18 protein-coding genes are annotated in these 19878 nt (G+C 57.6%); 11 read left to right on the forward strand and 7 right to left on the reverse strand.

Features of this window, described 5'->3' with window-relative positions:
* Window positions 1–35 precede the first annotated feature (35 nt).
* The gene (locus IEV54_RS13415; protein WP_223825465.1) at window positions 36–257 is read right to left on the reverse strand and encodes a VF530 family protein; all 222 of its coding nucleotides are present in this window, start codon (window positions 255–257) and stop codon (window positions 36–38) included.
* Window positions 250–510, reverse strand: coding sequence for an RNA recognition motif domain-containing protein (locus IEV54_RS13420; protein WP_150277960.1), 261 nt, complete (start codon window positions 508–510; stop codon window positions 250–252). Before IEV54_RS13420 ends, IEV54_RS13415 begins: the two co-directional genes overlap by 8 nt.
* A gap of 116 nt (window positions 511–626) precedes the next feature.
* Here IEV54_RS13420 and IEV54_RS13425 point away from each other — a divergent pair, with 116 nt between their 5' ends.
* Window positions 627–1154 (forward strand): RNA methyltransferase, encoded by a 528-nt coding sequence (locus IEV54_RS13425; protein WP_150277958.1) that lies wholly within the window; start codon window positions 627–629, stop codon window positions 1152–1154.
* Between the two features lie 51 nt (window positions 1155–1205).
* The gene (locus IEV54_RS13430; protein WP_150277957.1) at window positions 1206–2438 is read left to right on the forward strand and encodes a BaiN/RdsA family NAD(P)/FAD-dependent oxidoreductase; all 1233 of its coding nucleotides are present in this window, start codon (window positions 1206–1208) and stop codon (window positions 2436–2438) included.
* Here the strand turns inward: IEV54_RS13430 and lnt are convergent.
* The gene (gene lnt, locus IEV54_RS13435) at window positions 2435–4069 is read right to left on the reverse strand and encodes an apolipoprotein N-acyltransferase (RefSeq protein ID WP_150277956.1); all 1635 of its coding nucleotides are present in this window, start codon (window positions 4067–4069) and stop codon (window positions 2435–2437) included. The two genes, IEV54_RS13430 and lnt, sit on opposite strands and share 4 nt — an antisense overlap.
* A 197-nt stretch (window positions 4070–4266) precedes the next feature.
* Here lnt and yihG point away from each other — a divergent pair, with 197 nt between their 5' ends.
* Entirely contained in the window at window positions 4267–5238 is a 972-nt protein-coding gene (gene yihG, locus IEV54_RS13440) for a 1-acylglycerol-3-phosphate O-acyltransferase, YihG family (protein ID WP_150277955.1), read from the forward strand.
* Here yihG and ald read toward each other — a convergent pair.
* Together ald and IEV54_RS13450 are read right to left on the reverse strand one after the other, a co-directional pair.
* Complete coding sequence (ald, locus tag IEV54_RS13445) at window positions 5202–6323, reverse strand: alanine dehydrogenase (protein WP_150277953.1); 1122 nt, start codon at window positions 6321–6323, stop codon at window positions 5202–5204. The two genes, yihG and ald, sit on opposite strands and share 37 nt — an antisense overlap.
* Window positions 6324–6434: 111 nt before the next feature.
* Window positions 6435–7493 carry a GGDEF domain-containing protein gene (locus tag IEV54_RS13450; protein WP_150277952.1) on the reverse strand — a complete coding sequence of 353 codons (1059 nt, stop codon included), beginning with the start codon at window positions 7491–7493 and terminating at the stop codon, window positions 6435–6437.
* 210 nt (window positions 7494–7703) lie between these two features.
* Here IEV54_RS13450 and IEV54_RS13455 point away from each other — a divergent pair, with 210 nt between their 5' ends.
* The 5 genes from IEV54_RS13455 to IEV54_RS13475 all read left to right on the forward strand — a co-directional run bounded on the left by IEV54_RS13455 (window position 7704) and on the right by IEV54_RS13475 (window position 13442).
* Complete coding sequence (locus IEV54_RS13455; RefSeq protein WP_150277951.1) at window positions 7704–8708, forward strand: response regulator; 1005 nt, start codon at window positions 7704–7706, stop codon at window positions 8706–8708.
* Window positions 8709–8729: 21 nt separating this feature from the next.
* On the forward strand, window positions 8730–9689 hold the full coding sequence (locus IEV54_RS13460) for a GGDEF domain-containing protein (RefSeq protein WP_150277949.1): 960 nt from the start codon (window positions 8730–8732) through the stop codon (window positions 9687–9689).
* A gap of 205 nt (window positions 9690–9894) precedes the next feature.
* Window positions 9895–10059 (forward strand): hypothetical protein, encoded by a 165-nt coding sequence (locus IEV54_RS13465; RefSeq protein WP_188434461.1) that lies wholly within the window; start codon window positions 9895–9897, stop codon window positions 10057–10059.
* Between the two features lie 53 nt (window positions 10060–10112).
* Window positions 10113–11492, forward strand: coding sequence for an ATP-dependent RNA helicase DbpA (dbpA, locus tag IEV54_RS13470; RefSeq protein WP_150277946.1), 1380 nt, complete (start codon window positions 10113–10115; stop codon window positions 11490–11492).
* 24 nt (window positions 11493–11516) lie between these two features.
* Complete coding sequence (locus tag IEV54_RS13475) at window positions 11517–13442, forward strand: SLC13 family permease (protein WP_150277944.1); 1926 nt, start codon at window positions 11517–11519, stop codon at window positions 13440–13442.
* On the opposite strand, the gene IEV54_RS13480 is transcribed toward IEV54_RS13475, so the two are convergent.
* Together IEV54_RS13480 and IEV54_RS13485 are read right to left on the reverse strand one after the other, a co-directional pair.
* The gene (locus IEV54_RS13480; protein WP_150277942.1) at window positions 13439–13615 is read right to left on the reverse strand and encodes a rubredoxin; all 177 of its coding nucleotides are present in this window, start codon (window positions 13613–13615) and stop codon (window positions 13439–13441) included. The two genes, IEV54_RS13475 and IEV54_RS13480, sit on opposite strands and share 4 nt — an antisense overlap.
* Entirely contained in the window at window positions 13612–14703 is a 1092-nt protein-coding gene (locus IEV54_RS13485) for an alkane 1-monooxygenase (protein WP_223825477.1), read from the reverse strand. Before IEV54_RS13485 ends, IEV54_RS13480 begins: the two co-directional genes overlap by 4 nt.
* A gap of 255 nt (window positions 14704–14958) precedes the next feature.
* On the opposite strand from IEV54_RS13485, the gene IEV54_RS13490 reads away from it, so the two are divergent.
* From IEV54_RS13490 to IEV54_RS13500, 3 genes are all read left to right on the forward strand, one after another.
* Window positions 14959–16020, forward strand: a complete 1062-nt coding sequence (locus IEV54_RS13490) for a helix-turn-helix transcriptional regulator (RefSeq protein WP_150277940.1) — start codon at window positions 14959–14961, stop codon at window positions 16018–16020.
* Window positions 16021–16189: 169 nt separating this feature from the next.
* Window positions 16190–18025 carry a diguanylate cyclase gene (locus tag IEV54_RS13495; protein ID WP_188434462.1) on the forward strand — a complete coding sequence of 612 codons (1836 nt, stop codon included), beginning with the start codon at window positions 16190–16192 and terminating at the stop codon, window positions 18023–18025.
* Window positions 18026–18063: 38 nt separating this feature from the next.
* A complete protein-coding gene (locus IEV54_RS13500) occupies window positions 18064–19860 on the forward strand; it encodes a diguanylate cyclase (RefSeq protein WP_188434463.1) in 1797 nt (598 codons plus the stop codon).
* The last annotated feature ends 18 nt before the right edge of the window (window positions 19861–19878 follow it).

Consider the following 19878-nt stretch of genomic DNA (forward strand, 5'->3'; position numbering starts at 1 on the left):
TATCTGTACGCTAGGCCAGACAGCGCCTGCACCGCTCAGGAGTACTGCGTCTCCACATAGAGAGCTTCTACCTTTTCGCGGGCCCAGGGTGTCTTGCGCAAGAATTTCAGACTGGACGCGATGCTCGGATCGGTCATGAAGCAATTGATGCGTATACGCCGTCCAAGCTCCTCCCAGCCGTAGGTCTCTACCAGCTCCTCGAGTATCCGCTTCAGGGTCAAGCCGTGCAGCGGATCGTGCCCGTGTTGCTCAGGCACCCTTGCCAGCCTCTTCGGACTCATCACGCTTGACACGAATACGGCTTCCAGCAACTTCCAGGTTATTCAAGGCCTTGATCGCCGCCTTGGCGTCATCGTGACGGGGCATCTCGACAAAACCAAAACCCTTGGACCCGCCGGTTTGCTTGTCCATTACCAGGACACAGGATTGCACCAGGCCGTGCGCTTCGAACAGATTGCGCATTTCAGTTTCAGTGGTTGTGCGAGACAGATTGCGGATCAGTAGTTTCATGGGATTACCGTGCTAGAATTCGATCAGCGCACTATACATCCTGTCGGCCCTGGCGGCACGTCGAGCGCATTTTACTCCCCGACCAACGGCTGCCGATGTCCCACGAATCCGACCCTATGAATCTCTCAATATGCATCGGCCTGGTCAACCCCAAGAGCCCAACCAATGTCGGCGCTGTCATGCGCGCTGCTGGCTGCTACGGCGCCGACACCGTTCGTTATACTGGCCAGCGTTATGATCGCGCGGCACGCTTTAATACCGATACCAAGGGAGTCGCATCACGCATTCCGCTACTACCTGTAAAGGATATGCTCAGCGGTTTGTCTGCAGAAGTGAAAGTAGTCTGCGTAGAGCTGGTTGAGGGCGCCACTGCCCTGCCTGATTTCGACCACCCTGATAAAGCGCTGTATGTATTTGGTCCTGAGGATGGCAGCCTCGAGCAGGCCCTGATTGACCGTGCCTATGCGGTCGTCTACGTTCCGACCTTCGGCTGCATGAACCTCGCGGCGACCGTTAACGTGGTGCTATACGACCGTATGGCAAAGTCGGCTAATGCCTCAGGCAGCGATCAGTTGATACGCGAGAGCCGGGACGCAAACAATCGCGTGCGGGTAAAAGCATCGAAAGCCCCTGAGAGGCCCTGAACCCCTGAGCATTAGGGGTTATACTAAAACGCCATTGTCGATGGATATCACGTGTCACAATCAGCTCGCCCCCCTGCTCAACCATATGATGTCATCGTTCTAGGAGCAGGCGCTTCGGGGTTGCTATGCGCATTCACTGCGGCCCAGCGGGGACGTCGAGTACTGGTACTGGAAAAAGCCAACAAGGTCGGCAAGAAGATTCTCATGTCCGGTGGCGGACGCTGCAACTTTACCAACCATTTCGTCGAGGCCGATAACTTCCTCTCCGCCAACCCCCATTTCTGCAAATCCGCCCTTAGCCGCTACACCCAGTGGGACTTTATTGCCCTGGTAGAGCAGCATGGCATTGCCTACGAAGAGCGCAGCCACAGTCAGCTGTTCTGTCTGGATTCAGCCAAGGATATTGTCAATATGCTGCTCAAGGAATGCGACCGGGCCGGGGTCGAAATACAGACCCACTGCACCCTTGGCCATGTTGAGGCGCTGCAAGCCGGGCCATCGCGTTACAGCCTGACCCTGGACCAGGCCGGCATACAAAGAAAGCTGACATGCACTTCACTGGTGGTGGCAACCGGAGCCCTTTCGGTTCCAACTCTCGGCGGCAGCGGTGTCGGCTACGAAATAGCCAGGCAGTTTGGCCTCCCTGTGACGGAGCGGCGTGCGGGGCTGGTGCCGTTCATGTTCAGTGACACCACTAAGTTGATGTGTGAGCGTCTCAGCGGCCTGGCAGTAGAGGTCACGGCAACATGCAACGGGAGAAGCTTTACCGAAAACATGCTGTTTACCCATCGCGGCATGAGCGGCCCCGCCATGTTACAGATCTCCAACTACTGGTTCCCTGGCGACCCGCTACTGATAGACCTTATGCCAGGCGTGGCTGCGGATCAGTGGCTGATTCTGGCCAAGCAGCAACAGGCTAAAAGCCGCTTGCGTACTCTGCTTGGACAAAAACTACCCAAATCCCTGATAGCGGAGCTGCAAACCCTCTGGTGGCCACAATCACAGGACCTGCCATTAGCGGAAATGGGCGACCGCCAGCTTGAGCAGATCGGCCAACAGCTCAACGGCTGGACCCTCAAGCCGTCCGGGACCGAAGGCTACCGCACGGCGGAAGTGACTCTGGGCGGTGTGGATACGAGCGGCATCAGCTCAAAAACCCTGGAGGCCAAACAGCAGCCCGGCCTTTACTTCATTGGTGAGGTACTGGATGTCACCGGCCACCTGGGTGGCTTCAACTTCCAGTGGGCCTGGTCATCAGGCCACACCGCAGGACTTTTCGTTTAACGCTCCACCTCGATCCCTGAGCGGCGGCGACCAGACAGAATTGCGGCGATGCATAGCCCTGCGAGAACTCCGTATATCAGCCACTCAACGATACCCGGATAACGGCTGTACAAACTGCCACCGGCAGTGGGTGAAAAACGCAGGTCAGCCATCAGTTCCGCCCGGGAAAAGGCCGATGTCGAAGCCAGAACCCGACCATTGGGCGCGGCCACAATCGACGGGCCATTATTAATCAAATGTATCATCGGCACCCGATTTTCCACCCCGCGCACGACTGACATCGCACGATGTTGAAACGGCTGCGTAGTCTCGCCAAACCAGTTGTCCTGTGAAACGAACAGCAGCACCTTGCCCGCCCCATCATTTCCGATAGCATCGGCCACATCTGCAGGAAACGCTGTTTCGTAACACACCTTGGGTACCAGGCGCATGCCATCCACGGCGAACTCAGCATGCTCCAAGCCCGCTGCAAGGGGCCGCAGAAACTCTCCAAACAGCTGCGTCGTCAGCCAGTCCAGGCCCGGCAGGCTGAAGAACGCGGGACGGTATTCGCCGAAAGGCATTCTGCGCATCTTACGGTACTGACCCACCTCATTGCCTTGTCGGTCAATATGCATAACCGTGTTGTAGAAGACCTCCTCGCCGTCTTTCCAACGCTTTTCAGCATCATGAAAAACCAGTCCCACGCCGTTCTGAGCCAACGCTTTGGAATAGGCCTGTCGCACGCTGAAATGGTCAAAGTAACCCTTGTAACGCGCTTCGGGCCAGATAACCAATTGAGCACCGGCCTGGGCCAGCCTTAGCGTTGCAGCCATTTCTTCGGGATTTTCACGACTGAAACCCTTGGGCGGCTCAGGCACTTTCAAGGAGACCGCATCGTTGGGTTGCACGAGACCAATACGGCGAACCTGCCAATCCTCCATTTGCGCGTCCCAATGCGCCACACTGAAGGCGCCGTAGGCAAACCAGCACAGCAAAACGAACACCGCCAGTGCGTTGGCTCGCCAGGCGTGCATACGCGAGGACCCTGTAAGGACACGGTAGATGAGTACGCTGCACAGCAGCATCATCATATCCAGGCCTTTGGCACCTAACAGATCGACCCCCTGCAGCCCGGTCAGAAATTCAGCCTGGGCCTCGGCGAAGTGGGTCTGGAACAGTAGCGGATAGAGTGCCATCACGCTGACCAGGCTCAACGGAAAGCTCAACAGCTCCCAACCCTGCAGGTGCAGGGTCAGCCAGCGAAACAACAGACAGCCCAGACCCAGAGCCAGGCCAGCATAGACCCAGAAGCCCAGGCTCAGCAGCACTGTCAGCAAAGCAGAATAATCATCGAGATGGCCGACAAAATTCAGCATCCAGTGGCTGGCTATGGCGAAGCAGACGGTGCCTGCGGTCCAGCCTACGATCAGGGTGCCCCAAAGGCCGGCATGGCGCAGCGCAAACAACAAAGGGACCCAGCCAAGCCAGGCGGTCCAGAATAGCGCCGGGCTCAACCAGGGAATCCCCACCAGGACGCCGGCAGTGATCGCAAGCACGAGTCGCAGCAGCAGCGGCAACACCCTTGACCGCGAGTCTGCACGCACAGAGGCGTCGTCTATGGCCTGTGAAAAAATGAATTGCCGGGACATGGAATAGGAGCTCCAGGGCACGCCTGTACAGATCAACTGCAATTGCGCTTACAGATTCTTGATCAGACACGTTAAGGAGAACCCCGAATACGGGCAATCGCCTTAACGGGTGATATCACACTGCCTTTGAAACCTCGGGGCTGTCAGCGCCGACAAAAGACGTTATTCTTCAAACGTCACGGATTGGAAACAGCTACATGCCACACTGGTTAACCGGCACGTTGACGTGTCTGATTATTCTGTTCAATACGCTGATTGGCATCGGACCAATGCTGGTCGTAGGACTGCTCAAGGTTGCCATACCCCTGAGGGGTTTCCAACGGCACTGCTCCCGTATTGTGATGTGGATCGCGGAAACCTGGGCCGCGGGCGTCAACGCCACGATCAACCGGATGACTGGCACCCAATGGGATATTCGTTGTGAGGGTGTACTGGCACCCCAACATTCCTACCTGGTCATTTCCAATCACCAGTCGTGGGTCGATATTCCTGCGCTGCTGCAGGCTTTCAACCGCAAAACGCCCTACTTCAAGTTCTTTCTTAAACGTGAGCTGGTATGGATCCCGTTTCTTGGTCTTGCCTTCTGGGCATTGGACTACCCATTCATGAAACGGTACAGCAAGGCTCATCTCGCCAGATTCCCGGAAGACCAGGGCAAGGACCTGGAAATTACCCGGCGCGCCTGCCGCAAGTTCAACAAGCTTCCCGTCACTATCGTCAATTATCTTGAGGGAACGCGCCTGACACCAGCCAAGCATCGAGCGCAGAACTCTCCGTACCGGCATCTGCTGAAACCCAAGTCAGGAGGAGTGGCTTTTGTCATGGCAGCTCTGGGCGAGCAGATGCGCTCGTTGCTCGACGTCACCATTGTCTACCCGCAGGGCAAGCCCCCTGGATTCTGGGCGCTGTTGAGCGGCAGGGTGGATCGAGTGGTGATAGACATACGCCAGGTCGAGCTCGCCCCTGAACTGTTCGCCGGGGACTACCAGAATGATGTCCAGTTCCGGAACCGGTTCCAGAAATGGGTTAATGATTTGTGGCAGACGAAAGACGAGCGCATTGAGCAACTACATGCCGAGCTTTTGCCTTACAGCTCAAAGACGAACCAGACGCAAATGCCTGCCGCAATCAATCAGGAAAGTGATGCCAGAACGACGTCAGGGGATTGAGCCGGCATACCCAAAGCCTCGCCTACGCTGACATTGGCAAGCTTCCCCGCCGCCACGTTAAGCCCCTGCCGCAGATGTGCGTCCTCCTCAAGGGCACGTTTCGCTCCCTTGTTGGCAAGCGCCAGCACGAATGGCAGCGTGGCATTGTTCAGAGCCTGGGTCGCTGTGCGCGCCACGGCCCCGGGCATGTTGGCAACGCAGTAATGCACCACCCCATCAATAATAAAGGTAGGATCAGCATGGGTGGTGGCACGGGATGTTTCAGCGCAGCCCCCCTGATCGATGGCCACATCCACCAATACCGCTCCGGCCTGCATGCGTGACACCAGGTCCTTGCTGATCAATTTGGGCGCAGCAGCGCCCGGCACCAGGACAGCACCGACGACCAGGTCAGCCCCCAACAGCTGCTCTTCCAAGGTGCCCGCGGTGGAATATAGCGTGTTGATGCGATTGCCATAGCGTGCATCCAGCTGTCGAAGCACGTCAGGATTCTTGTCCAGCACGGTTACATCCGCTCCCAGACCAACCGCCATGGCCAACGCATTACTGCCAACTACACCGCCACCGAGAATCACCACTTTCCCCCTGGGTACTCCGGGCACGCCACCAAGCAGCACGCCACGCCCGCCACGCGCCTTTTCCAGACAACCCGCTCCGGCCTGCACCGCCATCCGCCCAGCCACTTCCGACATGGGCGCCAGCAAGGGCAAACCACCGCGGCTATCGGTAACTGTTTCATAGGCTATGCACAACGCACCGGAGGCCAGAAGACCTTTGGTCTGGGGGCGGTCCGGCGCCAGGTGAAGGTAGGTAAACAACACATGCTGCGGCCCCAGCCGGCCCCGCTCAACTTCCTGCGGCTCCTTGACCTTGACGATCATTTCGCTCTGGCTGAACACCTCTTCGACGCCTGCCATCCGAGCCCCGGCTGCAAGGTAATCACTGTCGGCAAAGCCGATGGCGGCCCCTGCCTCATATTCCACCCGCACCTCATGCCCATGACGGACCAGCTCGGCTACCGCCGTAGGGGTGAGCCCCACCCTGTACTCATGATTCTTGATTTCCCGCGGAACACCGATGCGCATAACACTCTCCTCAATCTCACGGTCGGGACCGTCGACCCGATATTGAGTGTAGAAGAGCTCAACACATATTCAATTTTATTTTACGGATGTGCGTTATTAACTACAGACGAGTCAAGACAGGAGCGGATCCGGCGCCTTCAGGGGATACTGCTGTCCCGCAGCAACAACCTGATCACGGCCTGCGGCTTTGGCTTCGTACATACGGCGATCAGCCGTTTGCATGAGTTGGTCAAGACTCTGACCATCCTCTCCCAGCGTTGCCACTCCGGCACTGAATGTCATGGTCTGTTGGCCAGAGCCCAGCTCCAGAGGACGTTTACTCAGGTGCCGACGCAAGTCATTTGCCAGGTCAGCTGCCTGCTCCAACGCGGCGCCAGGCAATAACACGGCAAACTCTTCTCCACCGAGCCGGCAAAGCAAGTCAGTTTCCCGCAATCGGCTGGAGAGTACAGAGGCCAGATGGCGTAGGGCTCGGTCTCCCGCTTCGTGTCCGAACTGGTCATTGATGCGCTTGAAGTAGTCCACATCAAGCATGATCAATGACAACGGCTTGTTATCGCGCATTGCATGGCTGCGCTCGCGCTCAAGCACTTCCGCAAGCTTCATACGGTTTGCCAGCCCGGTCAGATTATCGGTACTCGCCAGCTCGATGAGCCGCGCTTCATTCTTTATGCGGCTGCGCTCGTAAATATGCGAAAAGAGCATAATGGCCATACTGCTGATCGCCACGTTCGCCAGCATCATCATGGTAAGTAACGATTCCTGGGCGCCGAAATGATAACTGAACGCGCTCACCCCCAGACTGATGAAGACAAGAGACATCCAGAACCCGCCGCGCAGGCCCAGCAACAGGTAGCAGATTATGGGAATGGTCTGGATCCAGGCAAAAACCGTGCTGGACGTACCCGGAAGCAGCATGGCCAGCACCATCAAGGAAAAAAACGGTACAAGATAGGCGATCATCACCCACTTCAGATGCTCGGTGCGATCCACAATACGCAATATAGAAAGGGCAAACAGAACAAAAAAGGCTTCGCCGGCGGCCAGAAGCCATAGCTCGCGGCCGATATTCAGGCTCGCGAAGAGACTGCCTGCCGCCACCGTCATCCATAACAGCGCCTTGAGCACCAGGCGTCTGTGTTGTTGGTCGGTTTCCAATCCCACCTTCATCCGTTCACTCCTGAATCGGCTTGCTTATTACCCGGCGGCATGCCACTTTTCGAGGCACGCGAAAAAAGGCTCGACTTTTCCGCTCAATCGCTTCTCAATAACTCCGCGTTTTGGCATTCTTGCGCAAAGTATGGCCAAATGCCTGCTCCAGGCAAGCGCCAATTAGCGACAAGTTCATTTAAATCGCCCAATGTAACAAGGATAGTGGATGTGAGCACCATACCATTGCTGGTGTGCGACGATTCGAACATGGCGCGCAAGCAGCTTATCCGGTCACTGCCATCAAACTGGCCGTTGCGGATAACCCAGGCGACCAACGGAATCGAAGGCCTAGAAGCCATCCGCCAGGGCGCTGGCCAAATCGTTTTGCTCGACCTGACCATGCCTGAGCTCGATGGCTTCGGAGTACTTGCCCGGTTGCGCGAAGAAGGCTTGCAAGCGGAGGTTATAGTCGTCTCCGGCGACGTTCAGGATGAAGCGGTTCGGCGAGCCAAGGCACTTGGTGCCAAGGCGTTCATCAAGAAGCCGGCTGACCCCATGCAACTGGCCGACGCTTTGAATGCGCTCGGAGTCGAGATCCCCCTCACTCCAGCAGCCGCTGAGCATACCTCCGAATTCTCCGACTTGCCCAATGTCTCCTTCCGCGACGCTTTCCGTGAAGTGACCAACATTGCCATGGGGCGGGCCGCCAACCTGCTGAGCAAGGTGCTCGGTGTATTTATTCAGCTCCCGATTCCAAACGTCAATATTCTGGAAGTCGGTGAACTGCACATGACGCTGGCTGATGCCCAGCGCGGTCAGAGCCTGACTGCGATATGCCAGGGATATATCGGTGGCGGTATTGCGGGCGAGGCGCTATTGATTTTCCATGATGCCGAAATCAACGACGTCGCCAAGCTTCTCGAGACCCAGGAGGATGAGTCTGCAAGACTGGAAATGCTCCTTGATCTTGCCAGCATCATAATAGGCGCCTGTCTCAATGGTCTGTCGGAACAGCTTAATATCAGTCTGTCGCAGAGTCATCCATTGGTACTCGGGCAACACTGCCCGATTGAGGATCTGGTACGCATCAATCAACGCCGCTGGAAACGCACTCTCGCCGTGGAAATCAGCTACGGACTGGAAGACCTGGATATTCATTTCGACCTGCTACTGCTGTTCACCGAGGACTCCGTACCCCGGCTGCGCGAAAAACTCGACTTCATGATCAATTGAACGCATCAAAAGGACAGGAACATGCCCGCCCAGTTTGACATCACTGAACTTCACTGGCTTCTGGATGTGGTCCAGAGCATCGATGTCGGCGTGGTTGTCATGGATCGCGATTATCAGATCGATGTCTGGAACAGCTTCATGGAGAACCACTCCGGACTGGGCGCAGATGAGGTTGCTGGCCGGACCCTGTTCGACGTATTCCCCGAGATCGAACGTAACTGGTTCAGTCGCAAAGTGGAAACTGCCGTCATGCTGGGAACCCGGGCGTTCACAATCTGGGAGCAGCGGCCCAACCTGGTGCATTTCAAGAGCTATCAGCCAATCACTGGCCTGGCGGACGAGATGTACCAGAATGTCACTATCCTCCCCCTGCGCAGCACCAGTGGCGTCAGCGATCATGTATGCCTGATCATTTACGACGTAACCAGTGTCGCGGTCAACAAGCGACAGCTGGAGTCGGCCAACAACCAACTTCAGGAACTTGCCCTGCGTGACGGACTCACCGGTCTGCTCAATCGTCGTTACTGGGAGCAGTGCCTGGAGCAGGAATTTTCCCGCCATCAGCGGTACGAGCACCCCGCAAGTCTGTTGATGTTTGACATAGACCACTTCAAGAATTTCAACGATACCTATGGTCACCAACTAGGTGATGAAGTGATACGCGAGGTAGCCCGACTTACCCGGCTATTTGCCAGGGAAACCGACTTCGCCGGCAGATACGGTGGGGAAGAATTTGCCGTGCTCCTTCCCGACACCCCCGAAGATGGCGCCTATCAGTTTGCCGAGCGCTTGCGCAAAGCCATAGCAGCGCTGAAGATCCCCCACGAAAACATGATCCTGCATGTCACCATCAGCCTGGGCGTCGCCGAACTGAATGATGCCATGCTCAATCACACCCAATTGATCGAGGCTGCTGACAAGGCTTTGTATCAGTCCAAGGAAAATGGACGAAATCGCACATCTGTTGCCGAAAATGACTAATTCACGTCAGTTATCGACAATCTGGATGCGAAACAAAATGTTTCCTTTTCTTACGCCGGGCCATTGACGTAATATGCGCTCGAACAGGATGTGCCAATAAACAGACACAAGAAGAGTCAAGCCTTTCCCCTCTGACGTTACCTTGTCACATCCTGCCCGTACTATCTTGAACACCGAAACCAATGGTCATCATGGAGTGATTATCATGAGCAGTAACAGCCGCGGTTGGATCTGGGCGTATAACAAGGCGCGCAGCTATCATGTTTCCCGCGCAACGGCGTTTTTCCGTGCAACGCGTTTCTCGATTTTCGGCGATACCGGCTCTTTCACTAGCCACGGAGGGTTTCGCAAGTCCAGAATCAAGCGCTGACGCCATAGACCATTCTGCTACACTGAGCGGCCATCAAGCATCAGGTGCCGCCAGTGCAATCGACTTCCTTTTCCAGCCTGTCTCTGCCCACCGCACTCCTGCAAACCCTTGAGCATCTTGGTTTCAAGGAGATGACGCAGGTACAGGCGCAAGCGCTCCCGGTGATCCTCACCGGCAACGACCTCATAGCTCAGTCGCGCACCGGTAGCGGCAAGACCGCAGCCTTTGGCATCGGCCTTCTGGTGCCGTTGAACCCGGCCTTTCTTGGCTGTCAGGCGCTGGTCCTGAGCCCCACGCGGGAGCTCGCCGCGCAGACCGCAACCGCATTACGCACTATGGCCAGTGGCATGCCCAATATCAAGATCGTTACGCTCTGCGGCGGTACGCCTTTTGGTCCCCAAGCCGCCTCCCTCGAACAGGGAGCCCACGTGGTGGTTGGGACACCCGGACGTATAAAGGATCACCTGGACCGCGGCACTCTGGAGCTCAAAGGCCTCAACTGCCTGGTACTCGATGAAGCAGACCGGATGCTCGACATGGGATTCTTTGATGCGATCAGCGCAATCATTGAGCTGGCACCCAAGCGACGGCAGACCCTATTGTTTTCGGCAACCTACCCCCCGTCAATCGAAGCGCTTGCCGGTCGCTTCATGCAGTCACCACAACGTATCAGCATTGAAGAGACCGAGCCGGAAAATCCGATTACCCAGCGCTTCTACGAAATTACCCCTGGTGAGCGCCTGCAATCGGTAGTCAGACTCCTTGCCGCTGAACGCCTGCAACCCTGTATCGCGTTTTGCCATACCCGCCAGCAGTGCCAGGATGTTCTCAAACATTTGCAGGCTCACAAAATCAGTGCACTGACGCTGCACGGCGACATGGAACAGCGGGAACGGGACGAAGTACTCGCTCTGTTCGCCAATCAGAGCTGCAGCGTACTGGTGGCTACCGATGTGGCCGCCCGGGGGATCGATATTGCCGGCGTCGCTGCGGTGATCAATGTCGAACTCTCCCCGGACCCGGCGGTCCATACTCACCGCATCGGTCGCAGCGGACGTGCTGGGGAACCCGGCCTGGCGTTGAGCCTGGTCGCCCCGTCTGAAGGCGGGCGGGCCAATGCAATCGAAGCCGCTCGCGGCCAGCCCCTGGAATGGCACCCGATCGCACAGTTGCCTGCGGGTCTGGATACGCCGTTAATTGCACCTATGCGCACGCTGGCGGTGGCCGGTGGGCGCAAGGACAAGGTTAGACCTGGCGACCTGCTGGGCGCACTCACTGGCGACGCCGGCCTACCGGCCGATGCGATCGGCAAGATCAGTATCACCGACTACCAGGCACTGGTAGCCGTCAAAAGGGATCTCGCCCCCACCGCCCATCAGCGACTGGAGCAGGGAAAGATAAAGGGTCGTCGATTCAAAATCCGGCTGCTCTGACACACGCTTACAGGAGTCTGGATAGTGAGTCTCGATCAGGTTTTGTTCTTCGTCGTACTGTTGGTGACCGTTGGTCTTTTCCTCTGGGACCGGTGGCGGTATGACCTGGTAGCCCTGGCCGCACTCCTGGCCTGCGTGATTCTCGGACTGGTGCCGGCCGAGTCGGCATTCGAAGGATTCGGCCATCCCGCGGTGATCACCGTGGCCGCGGTGCTCATACTCAGTTTCGGCCTGCAGACAACTGGCGCGGTGGATGCCCTGGCCCAGCGCATTCTCCCTACCGGCGGCGGACCGGCCCTGGGCATTGCTGCTTTGATGCTGCTCGGCGCCTTTCTCTCGGCCTTCATGAACAATGTCGGCGCCATGGCACTGCTGATGCCGATCGCCATTCAGCTTGCCGCCAAGCAGAATATCCAGCCTGGACAAGTGCTCATGCCCCTGGCTTTCGGCACCATTCTCGGTGGCATGACCACCTTGATAGGTACGCCGCCAAACCTGATCGTTTCCGGGTTCCGGGCCGAAGATGCACAGGGCCCCTTCGCCATGTTCGATTTCGCCCCGGTGGGGATCGCCGTCGCCCTGGCCGGCATACTCTTTACCGTCCTCGCCGGGCGTTGGCTGGTGCCCAAGAGAACCCGTTCGGATGCGGGTAGCTTCGATACCGGCACCTATATCACGGAAGTGCGCATCGGCAGGGATTCCAAAGTCGTTGGCCAGCGGCTGGGCGAAGTCGAGGAGCGCCTGGACGCCGACACCCAGATCGTCGGCCTGGTACACAACGACTTCCGGGTCACCGCGCCGCGCGCCGGTCAGCGACTTCAGGCCGGAGATATCCTGGTACTGGAATCAGAGCCGGAAGCACTGGGCCCCGCTCTGACACGACTGGGCCTGAAGCTGGAAGAAGATGTTCCAAGTGAGCCGATCGAGGAGGACACGGACGACGACGCCGAGACAGAGGCTAAAGCCGAGGCAGAATCCAAGACTGATGCTCAGATATCGGTATCTGAGGACGAGGGCGAGAACGATCAAGAGATCAGGGAAGCGAGCAAGGACGAAAAGAACAAAGAGAACGAGAAAAGCAACGCTCAGGCAGACGAGATCACCATACAGGAGCTGCTGGTACAGCCGACGTCGTTACTCACCGGACGTAGCGCTACGGATGTGAGGATCCGCACCCGGTTCTCGGTCAATCTGCTGGCAATTTCCCGTCAGGGCCACCGCTCGATCCGACGATTGCGCTGGACTGATTTGCAGGCAGGGGATGTGCTCCTGATGCAGGGCACGCCCGATGCGATCAGCCATTTTGCCAATGACATGGGCTGTATACCCCTCGCCCAGCGAGCCATCCTGATTCCCGATCGGAAGAAAGCCTATACCGCCCTGGGCATCATGCTGGCTGCAGTGCTGCTCGCAGCTCTCGGGGTCCTGCCGACAGCGATCGCGTTCGTGTTGGGGGTCGTCGGCTATATGCTCACACGCGTCCTGCCCATGCGCCGCATCTATGAGGCTGTCGACTGGCCTATCATCGTTTTGCTCGGCGCCCTGATGCCACTGGCAGATGCGATGGCAACTACGGGGGCCGCGGATCTGTTGGCGCGCTCACTGCTCGAGCAACTGGCCCAGGGCAATCCAGTCATCGCCCTTAGCCTCATGCTGGTGGTGACGCTGATCTTGTCGAGCTTCATGAATAATGCCGCCACGGCGGCGATCATGTGCCCGATCGCAATCGGTATCGCGCATCAACTGGAAGTCAATCCCGACAGCTTTCTGATGGCCGTCGCTATTGGCGCCTCCTGCGCTTTCCTGACGCCCATCGGGCACCAGAACAACACGTTGATTCTGGGCCCGGGCGGCTTCCGATTTGGCGACTACTGGCCGCTGGGGCTTCCACTGGCGATACTCGTTGTCGCGGTCAGCGTACCCATGCTGCTTTGGGTATGGCCGCTCTAGACCGCGCCTTCATCACTCCGGGTGAAGTCGTCCTTGTAACTGATCGCACAATCGGGACAGACGAAATCTTCCGGCAACTCGGACCAGGCGGTGCCTGCGGCGAAACCCATATGGGCATCGCCTGCGGCTTCGTCATATACATATCCACATTCAGGACACAGGTAGCGGCTCATGCTGCCACCCCGGCGCCCGTCGTTGTCTCCTGCGCATCCCCAAGCCGGTAGCGGCGCATCAACCGATCACGCTTGGCCGGTTCGAAATTGATGCGTGACGGATCTCGATCGACCGCATCAAGCAGGCGCTTGTCCATCACCTTGAACCAGATCGCCGGCACATAGGCAATCGCATACATCCCGAAATAGCCACTGGGCAGCCGCGGCAGATCGGGAAAATCACGCAGCGACTGATAGCGACGCGTCGGATGTGCGTGATGATCGGAGTGGCGTTGCAAATGGAACAGGGCCCAGTTGGAAAACAGATGATTGCTGTTCCATGAATGGTGCGGCTGGCAGCGCTCATATCGGCCGTTGGCCTGCAGCTTGCGCAAAAGCCCGTAGTGTTCGATGTAGTTAGCCTGGGTAAGCTGGAATGCACCCCAGAATGCAATCAGCAGCAACACAGGTATCATCTGTACGCCGAGGAACGCGATCAGTGTGCCATAGAGCACGAGACTTATAAGGGCCGGCTGAATAATCTCATTCTCCAGACTCCATACCGACTTGCCACAGCGCTCGAGGCGTTCGGCCTCAAGATCCCAGGCACGAAAAAATGCACCTGGCATTTCCCGGAAAACAAAGCGGTAGATACTTTCGCCCATGCGTGAGGACGCCGGATCAACCGGAGTCGCTACATCGCGGTGGTGCCCACGGTTGTGCTCGACAAAAAAGTGGCCATAAAAACCCAGAGCCAGGGTAATCTTGGCCAGCCAGCGCTCGAGTGAGGTTTTCTTGTGGCCCATTTCATGGCCAAGGTTAAGGCCATAGCCAAGAGTGCCACCGGCAGCAAGTATCACCGCTAGAACGCCGTGCCAGGGCAGCTCATGCGTACCTACGAAGATCACGCTGACCAGGAAGCTGGCCCAGAGAACAGGCACCAGGGCATAGGTAACGTAACGGTAAAATCGGTCTTCCTCGAGTGCCGGAACAGCTTCCTCCGGCGGGTTACTCTGGTCCTCCCCGATGATCGCATCCAGTAAGGGAATCACCAGATAACTGAACAGTGTCGGCAACCATAACCACAAGAGATTGGGCGACACAAACATGTACATGAGTGGACCGATAAGCGCTATACAGGGCACCAGCAGAGAAAATAACCATAGATGCCGTTTTCTGTCGACGTAAGCTGAAGATGCCGGAGACACAGAGGCCGAGCTATTCATCTTGAATACCTTTTATTGTTATGACGGTTATTCGACGATTGCTTGATGATCATCCTCCCCGCCTGGCAGGCCGCCTACCGTTGCAACGGGCAATAAATCGTCATATTGTGACAACTGATCCTTTCTTCGGTCCGGCCCATGTTCAACCAGCAGCTCTGGCTCAGCCCCTCGATTCATCCCGTATATGCCCGTCTTATCTGTGCCGAGCTGCGGCGTCGCGGGTTCTCCGACAGCCGCATTCTGGAAGGAACCCGTCTCGACTGGAACAACCTGCACCACGACAATCACTTTCTGAGCTTCGACCAGATGCATCGCCTGGTGCTGCATGCGCTCTCGCTCAGTCAATGTCCGTGGTTGGGTATCGAAGTGGGCCGGCACACCGACGTCTCCGCCCATGGCGCAGCCGGCTACGCCAGCATTCTGACCAGCAACGTCCGGGCGGCTGTGGGGGTTATCAATCGGTACTCCAGTTTGCGCCAGAACATCGCCGCCTTCAGAATCGACCCGGAGCACACAACGATGCTGGTCCTCGACGAGCGCCTGATTCTGCCGGAGCTGCGCGAGTACCTGCTGGGGCACTTCACTACCGGCGTTCTGCGCCTGCTCGAAACTGCCACCGGACTACCCGTGTATCAGGATCTGATCCTGCACTGGCCCATGGCCGAGACAGACTGGTCTGCTGCCTATCGTCAGGTAGCCGGGACAGTCAGGTTCGGTAGCGATCAGTTACGGCTCGAGATGCCGGCCGGCTACCTGGAAAGCCCCTGTCTGGCGGCAGATCCTGAAGCCCACAGACTGGCTCTGCGTGACTGCGAAAACCAGCTTCAACGCTTGGTCCGCGGTGGTTCCCTGAGCGAACGTATAAAAAAACGCTTACTGAGTTGCGACAGTCAATATCCGACCCTGGAGCAAATGGCCGCCCAGGAGCATATGGCCCCGCGCACGCTTATTCGTCACCTAAGCGACGAGGGTGTTCGCTATCAGACCTTGCTCGACGATGTGCGTTGTGACCTGGCCTGCTGGCTTCTCTCACAGACCAGCCTGAGTATCGAGAATGTGGCAGAGCGCCTGGGCTATCTGGATCCAACCAATTTCAGTCGAACCTTCCGCCGCTGGCTGGGAGTCACGCCACGGGGCTTCCGTCAGCAGGCTCAACGGTCAACTGCAGAATTTGACGCCAGCACCAGCACAGACCTATAGTCGTGGCTGGATAAAGCCATTCAAATCACAGCCGATACCGATCAAGGTATCAACCCGTCAGGCAGAACAAGCCGGCCACCGATGATGAAACACCAGGGATTCAGGTCACACTTCGCATATGGTCCTTTTAACGCACGTTCGACCCTCCAGGGGCCTGCGCGGCTCAGCAATGCGTTGTTTCGCGTTGATCTGGCTATTCCTGCTCACAGGCACCACCGCTCAGGCCTCAGCGCCCCTGATAGTCGATAATGCGACTCGGGTAATTTCTGATCTGCAGCCCCATGTAAGCTACTTCCGTGACCAGGAACGCCAGCTTCTACCTGACCAGGTAATGGAGCAACCCTCCCTGTTTCAACCTGCTTCCCAACGAGAAGGTCTTAATTTCAGCTACACCCGCGACCGTCTCTGGTTGAAGGCGACCGTGACGTCCACGGCCGACCGCCGTACCGACTGGATTCTCGAAATGCGTTACCCGTCTCTGGACAGGGTTACCCTGTATAACGTAGGGGCAGACGGTACCGTCATCCAGCATCAGGGTGACACGCTGCCATACCAGCAGCGGGACATGAAGCATCGCAATCCAATCTTCAAGCTGTATCTGGAGCCCGGTGAAAGCCGCACGCTATTCGTCGCCGCACATTCAGAGGGTAGTCTGACGCTGGATGCCCAGTTGTGGCAAGCGGAGCACTTCTATGAAAACAGCCAGGCAAGCTATGCCATCCTGGCGACCTACTTCGGCATGTTGCTGGCGCTGGCCATTTACAACCTGCTGTTGTTTGCCGTCTTGCGTGAGCGCTCCTTCGTGCTGTATGTCTGCTTCGTAGTTGCCTTCGGTGCCGGAGTTGCTGCAATCAACGGACTAGGGGCCCAGTTCATCTGGCCCAACCTTGGCGAGCATGGCAACCGCATCCTGCCTTTCAGCCTCAGTCTATCCGCCGCGGTGGGTGTGCTCTTCGCCCGGTCATTCCTGGATACCGCTCGGCGAACACCACTACTGGATTCGTTCCTGGCCATATTTGCATGGATGGCGATGCTGGCGACGCTGACCACACTGATCATCCCCATTCAGCCCGCTTTGCAATTGATGTCGGTCACCGGGCTGCTGACCACCCTGGTACTTTTCACCGCCGGCATGATCTGCGTCGTCAAGGGCATACCGGGTGCACGCATATTTGTAATCGCCTGGCTGATGCTGCTGGTAGGCGGCATGTTGCTGGGGCTGCGCAATTTCGGCCTGATACCCTCCAACTTTGTTACCGTCAATGCGATGCAGATCGGTTCGGCTGTGGAGATGCTTCTCCTTTCCCTCGGTCTGGCTGCACGCTTCAACGAGCTCAAGCGTCTCAAGGAGCAGGCTCAATTGCAGGCGCTATCGGCCCAGAAACAGGTAGTCCAGTCCCTGGTCCACCAGGAGCGTATTCTGGCACTGCGCGTAGCGGAACGCACCGAAGCGCTGGCAGAGGCCAACAAGCGGCTGGAGCTGCTGGCCATGCAGGACCCTCTGACCGGACTGGGCAACCGCAGCGCCCTTGGCCGCCATTTGCCCCAGGCGATGCAACGCACAGCCCGGCGAGGCGAATTACTTGCGTTGGTACTGATTGACCTTGACGGCTTCAAGGCGATAAACGACGAGCTGGGCCACGATGTAGGAGACCAGGTGCTGGTTGGTATCGCTTCGCGTCTTTCCGGCTGCGCCAGGCAGACCGACCTGGTGGCCCGGCTTGGTGGCGATGAGTTCATCCTGATCAGTGAAGGAATCGCCGATCAGGAAGACGCCCTGCAACAGGGGCAACGACTACTCGATGTCATGAGTATGCCGCTGGAGCTGGAGGGCGTCAGTGTCAGCGTTGGCGCAAGCGTGGGCATCAGCCTGAGCAACGGGGTCGAGCCCGATATAGAGACTCTGATGCGCCAGGCAGACCAGGCCATGTACCAACGCAAACGAAGCGGCCGACACGGTGTTGTCTTGCATACCGCCTCCCCGCCCGAGAAAATCAAGGCATGAGGGCCCTGCGACAAAGGAGTCGATGCATCACCGGGCGCTTGGTCTTCGCACTCTGCAGCCTGCTTCTCCTGAGCTGGGCGTGCTGGACCGTTGCGCAACCCGAATCGCGTGTTCTGCAGCTTCAAGGTAGCGAACAAACCCTGGATCTGCAGCCCTGGCTAGAGCTCAGACGCACCGATGCGCAGACAACATTCGAGCAAATTCTTTCCGGCGCAGGGGCATGGACTGCTGCATCCAACTACAGCAATATGCATTTCGGTTACAGCTCCGACGCCCTCTGGATGAAGATCAATGTGCAGTCCGTTGCGCAGCAAGAGACCCTCTGGCATCTGTATTTCCCCTATTCCTCCCTGAGCAGGGTGACCCTTTACCGCGAGGGCCAACCTGAACGAATAAGCGGCCTGGGAGTGCCCTTATCCGAACGCGACTTTCCGCACCGCAATGCAGTATTCATGCTCCAGATGGCACCCGGAGAACAGGCCACTCTGTATCTCCGAGCTGAATCAGCGGGCAGTCTCGGTGTGACAAGTCAGCTCTGGTCACGCTCAGCCTTCGCCAGTCATAGCGTCAGCAGCACAGCAATGGTTGCACTCTACTGTGGACTACTGCTGGGCCTGGGTCTTTACCATCTGCTGGTAGCTGGAGTGTTGCGCGATCAGAACTACCTTCTGTATGGCTCACACCTGGTCTTGTTCGCGCTTGGCGTAGTGGCTTTTTCCGGACTTGGGGCCCGGTATCTGTGGCCCGAAGCCGGCGAATGGGGTACCCGGCTGCTGCCTTTTGGCCTGACCGCTGCAAATGGCTGTGCCTTGCTGCTATTGCGCAACCTTTTCCTCGACAGGACACAGGCGAGCACCTGGCGCGTACTCTTTGATGTGTTGGCTATCATCAGTGTGGTACTGGCCCTGGCAAGCCTGTTTGTCTCCGCGAGCTGGGTCAGCCGTGCGATACCCTGGCTGGCGATTACAAGCACTGTCTTTGCCGCTATCTGTCTTGTGCGTGCCGTTCGCTTGCGGCTACCCTCAGCCAGACCTTTCCTGCTGGGCGCAGTACTGATCGCTTCCGGCATTGGTCTGTTTGCTCTCAGAGCAACCGGCCTCGTACCGACCTATCTACTTGCCGATCTGGCTATCCAGAGTTGCAGCGCCGCGAGCATGCTGGTCATTTCGATGGCGCTAGCCTGGCGAACACACTCACAGAACAGAGCCCAGCTGGATGCGGGAGACGTTCAGATCAAGCGCTTGACCAACGCCCAAGAACAGACGCAACAGCAGTTACAGGAAGCTACGCGCCAGCGCAATGAAGCTAACCTGAAGCTACAGAATGCCGCTCTGGAAGACCCCCTCACGGGCATACCCAACCGCGCTGCGCTCGATCGGCATATCAACCATGCACTACGCCGTAGCAGACGACGACCGGCCCCCCTTGCGGTCATGCTTGTAGACCTCGATGGATTCAGACAGCTGCATGATCAGTTGGGGGATGATACCGAAGACAAGATTCTCTGTGTCATTGCGCAGCGGTTGTCCAGCACTGCCCGGGAGACTGATTTTGTCGCGCGCCTCGGGGGTGACGAGTTTGTTCTGGTAGCCGATGACGTCGCAGATTCACAACAGGCACAGATAATTGCAGAGAGATTGCTTGATGCCCTGGCGCCCAGCATTGAACTGGAAGATCAGAGCATCTCTGTAGGGATCAACATCGGTGTTACTCTGTCCCACGCCGCAGACCTGGATCTGCCGCTGCTGCTGAGGCAGGCCGACTCGGCCCGTTATTCACGCAAAACCAGCGGCCGGGGCGGCGTCAGTTTTCACAACTCCGAACCGGTTGCCTGAACAACCGATGTAAGGAGC

Origin of the sequence: Halopseudomonas salina, assembly GCF_014637955.1 — a bacterium.
Lineage (GTDB): Bacteria > Pseudomonadota > Gammaproteobacteria > Pseudomonadales > Pseudomonadaceae > Halopseudomonas > Halopseudomonas salina.